Source organism: Geobacillus sp. ZGt-1 (genome assembly GCF_001026865.1).
Lineage (GTDB): Bacteria > Bacillota > Bacilli > Bacillales > Anoxybacillaceae > Geobacillus > Geobacillus thermoleovorans.
The window spans coordinates 158,316-163,462 of sequence record NZ_LDPD01000013.1; the positions used below are offsets into that span (position 1 = coordinate 158,316).

3 protein-coding genes and 2 pseudogenes are annotated in these 5,147 nt (G+C 58.5%); all 5 read left to right on the top strand.

Annotated elements, in window-relative coordinates:
* A pseudogene (gene priA / locus VU18_RS05005) lies at positions 1 to 1,918 on the top strand (primosomal protein N'); the annotation flags it as partial.
* A gap of 16 nt (positions 1,919 to 1,934) precedes the next feature.
* A complete protein-coding gene (gene def / locus VU18_RS05010) occupies positions 1,935 to 2,408 on the top strand; it encodes a peptide deformylase (RefSeq protein ID WP_011230671.1) in 474 nt (157 codons plus the stop codon).
* A gap of 6 nt (positions 2,409 to 2,414) precedes the next feature.
* Positions 2,415 to 3,374, top strand: coding sequence for a methionyl-tRNA formyltransferase (gene fmt / locus VU18_RS05015; protein WP_014195414.1), 960 nt, complete (start codon positions 2,415 to 2,417; stop codon positions 3,372 to 3,374).
* Positions 3,361 to 4,695: a 16S rRNA (cytosine(967)-C(5))-methyltransferase RsmB gene (gene rsmB, locus VU18_RS05020; RefSeq protein WP_011230673.1), complete on the top strand. Its 1,335-nt coding sequence runs from the start codon at positions 3,361 to 3,363 to the stop codon at positions 4,693 to 4,695. Before fmt ends, rsmB begins: the two co-directional genes overlap by 14 nt.
* A gap of 4 nt (positions 4,696 to 4,699) precedes the next feature.
* Positions 4,700 to 5,147, top strand: a pseudogene (locus VU18_RS19345) (23S rRNA (adenine(2503)-C(2))-methyltransferase RlmN); the annotation flags it as partial.

Consider the following 5,147-nt stretch of genomic DNA (forward strand, 5'->3'; position numbering starts at 1 on the left):
GGCGGTCTACAAGGTGAAAGAAAAAGCGGGCAAGAAAACGGTGAAGCACGCCGCTCTTGCCATTCCATCGGAACAGGCGAAACAGGAGCTCGGGTCGCTGCCGGCAAGACAAAAAGAGGTGCTTTCATTTTTGCTTGAAAAAGGGAAGGCGGCGTCGGTTGCCGAACTGCAAGCGGTGCTTGGCGTCTCCTCAGCGCCGCTGAAAGCGCTCGTCGACAAAGGATTTGTGGTGCTGAACGATGTCGAGGTGTACCGCGACCCGTACGAGCATCGCACGTTTCAGCCGAGCGAGCCGCCGGCGCTCACCCAGGCGCAAGAGGCGGCGTTGGCGAAGATCGCCGCTTCGGTGCGCGCTGGGGAGCATCGCACGTTTTTGCTGTATGGCGTCACCGGCAGCGGGAAGACGGAAGTGTATATGCAGGCGATTGATGAAGCGTTGCGCCAAGGAAAGGAAGCGATCGTTCTCGTGCCGGAAATTTCGCTGACGCCGCAAATGGTCGAGCGCTTCAAAAGCCGGTTCGGCTCGAAAGTAGCGGTGCTTCACAGCGGGCTGTCGGTCGGCGAAAAATATGACGAATGGCGGAAAATTCACCGGAAAGAAGTGCAGCTTGTCGTCGGTGCGCGTTCGGCTGTGTTTGCCCCATTTGAAAACTTAGGGATGATCATCATCGATGAGGAGCATGAGACGAGCTACAAGCAAGAAGAAATGCCGCGCTATCATGCGCGCGATGTCGCCATTTACCGCGCTCGCCGCCACAGCTGCCCGGTCGTGCTTGGCAGCGCCACCCCCTCGCTTGAGACGTTCGCCCGCGCCGCCAAAGGGGTGTACGAGCTGCTCGAGCTGCCGGAGCGCATCAGCGACCGCGGCCTGCCGGACGTTCATGTCGTCGATATGCGCGAGGAGCTGCGAAGCGGCAACCGTTCGATGTTTTCACGCCGGTTGCTTGACGAATTGCGCCGCCGGCTTGAGCGCGGCGAGCAGGCAGTGTTGCTGTTGAATCGACGCGGTTATTCGACGTTTGTCATGTGCCGCAGCTGCGGCTATGTCATCCGCTGTCCGCACTGCGACATTTCGTTGACGTACCATCGCGCCGGCGAGCGGATGAAATGCCATTATTGCGGGCATGAAGAGCCGCTTGTCCCTCGCTGTCCATCGTGCGGAAGCGAACACATCCGCTTTTTCGGGACCGGCACGCAAAAAGTGGAAGAAGAACTGACGAGGTTGCTGCCGAAAGCGCGCGTCATCCGCATGGATGTCGACACGACCGGCCGCAAAGGGGCGCATGAAGAGCTGCTTTCCCGTTTTGCCGCCAAGGAAGCCGATATTTTGCTCGGCACGCAAATGATCGCCAAAGGACTTGATTTTCCGAACGTCACGCTTGTTGGTGTGCTGGCGGCCGACACGATGCTTCATTTGCCCGATTTCCGCGCCGCGGAAAAAACGTTCCAGCTGTTGACGCAAGTGAGCGGGCGCGCCGGGCGGCACGAGCTGCCCGGCGAAGTCATCATTCAGACGTATACGCCTGACCACTACAGCATTGAACTGGCCGCCCGCCACGACTACCGCGCCTTTTACCAGCGGGAGATGGCGCTGCGCAAAGCGCACGGCTATCCGCCGTACTATTATTTGACGCTCATTACCGCCGCCCACGAAGAGGCGCCGGCTGCGGCCAAAGCGGCGGAAAAGATCGCCGCCTATTTGCGCAAGCATCTGTCGCACGAAGCGGTCGTTCTCGGCCCGGTTGCCTCGCCAATCGCCCGTCTTCACGATAGATATCGCTACCAATGCATGATAAAATACAAACGGGAGCCGAATTTGACCGCGGCGCTCAAGGCGGTCATCGACCGCTACCAAGCCGATGCCGCCCATGGCGGAGTGACGATTACGGTCGACACGAATCCGTATATGATGATGTGAAGATGGAGGAATGACATTGGCCGTTTTGTCGATTGTGATGCATCCAAATCCAATTTTGGAACAGCCGTGCGCGCCGGTGACGATATTTGACCGTCGGCTCGGGCGGCTGCTTGACGATATGTATGAAACGATGCTTGCCGCTGACGGGGTGGGCCTAGCTGCCCCGCAAATCGGCGTCGCGGAACAGGTTGCGGTCGTTGATGTCGGAGATGAGCACGGACGCATTGAGCTCATCAACCCGGTCGTGATCGAGGCGCGCGGCGAACAAGTGGATGTTGAAGGCTGTTTGAGCTTTCCTGGTTTGTTTGGCGAAGTGCCGCGCGCGAAATTTGTGAAAGTGCGGGCGCAAAACCGGCGCGGCCGCCCGTTTACGCTTTCCGCGACCGGTTTTTTGGCGCGCGCCCTGCAGCATGAAATCGACCATTTGCACGGCGTGCTGTTTACGTCGAAAGTGATTCGATATTGCGATCTTGAAGAATTGGAAGGATAGATGCCAATGACGAACATTGTGTTTATGGGAACACCTGACTTTGCCGTGCCGATTTTGCGCCAGCTGCTTGATGACGGTTATCATGTTGCAGCGGTCGTCACCCAGCCGGATAAGCCAAAAGGGCGGAAGCGCGAGCCCGTTCCGCCCCCGGTGAAAGTGGAAGCGGAGCGCCGCGGCATCCCGGTGCTGCAGCCGACAAAAATTCGCGAGCCGGAGCAATACGAACAAGTGCTGGCGTTTGCGCCCGATTTGATTGTCACGGCTGCGTTCGGGCAAATTTTGCCGAAAGCGCTGCTTGATGCACCAAAATACGGCTGCATCAACGTCCATGCCTCGCTTCTGCCCGAGCTGCGCGGCGGGGCGCCGATCCATTACGCCATTTGGCAAGGGAAAACGAAAACGGGCGTCACGATCATGTATATGGTGGAGCGGTTGGACGCCGGCGACATGTTAGCGCAAGTCGAAGTGCCGATTGCCGAAACGGATACGGTCGGCACGCTCCATGATAAATTGAGCGCCGCCGGGGCTAAACTACTATCAGAAACGCTTCCACTTTTATTGGAAGGAAACATTGCGCCCGTTCCGCAAGATGAGGAGAAAGCGACGTATGCGCCGAACATTCGCCGCGAGCAGGAGCGGATCGATTGGACGCAGCCCGGCGAAGCCATTTACAACCATATTCGCGCCTTCCATCCGTGGCCGGTCACGTATACAACGCAGGATGGGCACATTTGGAAGGTTTGGTGGGGTGAAAAAGTGCCGGCGCCCCGTTCGGCGCCGCCGGGCACGATTTTGGCGCTCGAGGAAAACGGCATTGTCGTGGCCACCGGCAATGAGACAGCCATTCGCATCACCGAATTGCAGCCGGCCGGAAAAAAACGGATGGCGGCGGGCGAATTTTTGCGCGGCGCCGGCAGCCGGCTGGCGGTCGGCATGAAGCTAGGAGAGGATCATGAACGTACGTGAACTTGCTTTAGATACGCTGTTAGCCATTGAACAAAAAGGAGCGTACAGTCATTTGCAATTAAACGAAGCCATTCAAAAAGGACGCCTTGACGGGCGCGATGCGGCGCTGTTGACCGAGATTGTCTACGGCACGGTGCAACGGCGCGACACGCTCGATTATTATTTGGCGCCGTTTTTGCGCAAGGCGCGCCGGCTTGAGCCGTGGGTGCGCGTGCTTCTTCGGTTGACGCTGTATCAAATGGTGTATTTGGATCGTGTTCCCGACCGCGCCGCCGTCTTTGAAGCGGTTGAAATCGCCAAACGGCGCGGCCATCGCGGCATTGCTTCACTTGTCAACGGCGTATTGCGGGCCATCGGCCGCGAGGGGCTGCCGTCGATCGAGGCGGTTGATGACGCGGGCAAGCGGCTCGCCCTTGCCACCAGCCATCCCGAGTGGCTCGTTCGGCGCTGGATCCAGCAATATGGTTATGAAGAAGCGGCGCGCATGTGCGAGACGAATTTGCGCCCGCCGCAATCAACGGCCCGCGTCAACCGGCTGCGTGCGACTGTCGAAGAAGCGCTTGAGCGGCTGCGCGCTGAAGGGATGCAGGCAATCCCTGGCCATGTCGCTCCGGAGGCCATCCGGGCGGAAAAAGGGAATTTGGCTCATACGGAGACGTTTCGCGCCGGTTGGCTGACGATTCAAGATGAAAGCTCAATGCTTGTCGCTCGAGCGCTCGACCCAGCCCCCGGCGAGCGGGTGCTTGACTGCTGCGCGGCGCCGGGCGGGAAAACGACCCATATCGCCGAGCGGATGGACGGGCGCGGCGAGGTCGTTGCTGTTGATATCCACGAACGTAAGGTAATGATGATCGAACAGCAGGCCAAGCGGCTCGGGCTTGACAACGTTGCGACGCTCGCCCTTGACAGCCGCCGGCTCGGCGAGCGGTTTGCCCCGGAATCGTTTGACCGCGTTTTGGTCGATGCGCCGTGCACTGGATTCGGCGTCATTCGCCGCAAACCGGAGATCAAATATACGAAAGGGAAAGACGCCATCGCCGCGCTTGTCGAGATTCAGCAAGCCATTTTGCGGGCGGCCGCCCCGCTTTTGAAAAAAGGCGGTACGCTTGTCTACAGCACATGCACGGTGGAGCGCGAGGAAAATGAAGAAGCCATCGCCCGCTTTTTAGCGGATCATCCGGACTTTTTCCTCGACGCCAGCCTTGCCGAACGGATGCCGGAACCGGTGCGGCCGCATGTGAAAGGCGGCATGTTGCAGCTTTTGCCGCATCATTTTGACTCTGACGGGTTTTTTATCGCCCGACTGCGAAAGAAGGTGTAAAAGCATGGAAATGGTTCGTCCGGCTGCCCGCCGCTCTGTCGGCGAAACGCAGCCTCCGTTGCCATCGATTTATTCGCTCACGCTAGACGAATTGAAGGAATGGCTTGTCGCTCAAGGCGAAAAGCCGTTTCGGGCCACGCAAATTTACGAGTGGCTGTATCAAAACCGTGTCACCGATTTTGCCGACATGACGAATTTGCCGAAGCGGCTGCGCGAACAGCTAGCGTCATCGTTTTCGATCACGACGTTGAAAACCGTGGTCAAACAAACGTCTAAAGACGGAACGATCAAATTTTTGTTTGAGCTCCATGACGGCTATTCGATCGAGACGGTGCTCATGCGTCATAACTACGGCAATTCGGTGTGCGTCACGACGCAAGTCGGCTGCCGCATCGGCTGCACGTTTTGCGCTTCGACGCTCGGCGGACTGAAGCGTCATTTAGAGGCGGGCG

What these genes read in the sequence shown, in the direction of transcription:
- fmt (WP_014195414.1), top strand. Translation starts at nt 2,415, where the DNA reads ATGACGAACATTGTGTTTATGGGAACACCTGACTTTGCCGTGCCGATT.
- rsmB (WP_011230673.1), top strand. Translation starts at nt 3,361, where the DNA reads ATGAACGTACGTGAACTTGCTTTAGATACGCTGTTAGCCATTGAACAA.